Genomic DNA, 1,206 nt, shown 5'->3' with positions numbered 1-1,206 from the left:
TCCATACTCGACATCACGCTTTGTGGAGGAACAATGTCTTTTATCTCGTAGCGTAAAACCTGAACACCCCACGTCTCAGCCGCTTGGTTAATAGAGTTGACGATATTGGCATTGAGTTGATCACGTTCCTCAAATGTTTTATCGAGCTCTATCTTACCGATCTCTGAACGCATCGTGGTTTGCGCAAGTTGGGTCACCGCAAAGGCATAATCTTCAACACCATAAGACGCCTTATAAGGATCGAGTACTCTAAAATACAGCACACCATCTACCGTCAGAGAGATATTGTCTTTGGTGATAGCGCCTTGGCTAGGAACGTCAACAGCCTGCTCTTTCAATGAGCGATCATGCGCTACACTATCTATAAATGGTACAATCATATTGATACCAGCTTCGATCGTTCGATTATACTTACCAAAGCGCTCGACGATGTAAGCTCTGTTCTGAGGTACAAATTTGATGCCTAATTTTAAGACAATAAGGATGGCGACTAGTACAGCCGCTTGGACAGAGAAAAGGTATTCAAGAACGATATTCATAGAGCGAGCAATCCTTTGTTGCGATGAGTGTAGCTAGTTTAAATATAACAATTAGGGCGCTCTGCTAAAAGGAGATTTAGGGCGCTTTTTAAAGGGAATATATTAATGGGGCTGCAGGTGATAGGCCTGCCATTGAATTTCTAATCGCTTAGCTCGAAGTACTTCTGCTTTTGTCTAAAAGCAGTAGGCAAGTTGGCACTCATTTCTTAACTTCTCATTACGCCTTTGCTTCGATATAGAACACTTCAGTCCAATCTCGTTATACTGACTGTTCAATTCGGCAAGGACTGTCATGCTCTATCTTTACCCCTCTAACAAAACTGCGAACTTGGCGACTGTGCTTGCTGAGATTATGCGGGCAGATCCGCTCGCGGACCCATTTGAGTCCGACATCATTCTTACCCAGAGTCATGGTATGGGCGTGTGGTTGAATCAGCAGATTTCTGCAAATCAGGGTGTCTCATGCATGATCGACAGCATGATGCCCGGCGCGTTTTTATGGAGTTTGATGGATAAGCTAGATATTACTGGTGAAGAGGATGGCACCGGTGCTGTAGAGCAAAACAGCGTTCAACACTTCGAGAAGAGTAATCTGCGTTGGGAGATTTTTCGGCAATTACCCGACTTAATTGAACGCGATGAATTCCAGCCTGTGCGCCAATACATT

The 1,206-nt window shown here is 44.3% G+C and carries 2 protein-coding genes; one reads left to right on the top strand and one right to left on the bottom strand.

Translation table 11 applies throughout. The annotated features are described in order from the left end of the window. Positions 1–539 (bottom strand): paraslipin (locus tag A3738_RS02210; RefSeq protein ID WP_197473521.1); only part of this gene is annotated, 539 nt, incomplete at its 3' end. A gap of 292 nt (positions 540–831) precedes the next feature. On the opposite strand from A3738_RS02210, the gene A3738_RS02205 reads away from it, so the two are divergent. Then, on the top strand, positions 832–1,206 hold a 375-nt coding region (locus A3738_RS02205), incomplete at its 3' end, for an exodeoxyribonuclease V subunit gamma (protein WP_197473520.1).

It is taken from the genome of Oleiphilus sp. HI0066 (assembly GCF_001635725.1).
The sequence above is the reverse complement of the archived record's forward strand: the minus strand, read 5'-3'. Positions and strand labels throughout refer to the sequence as shown.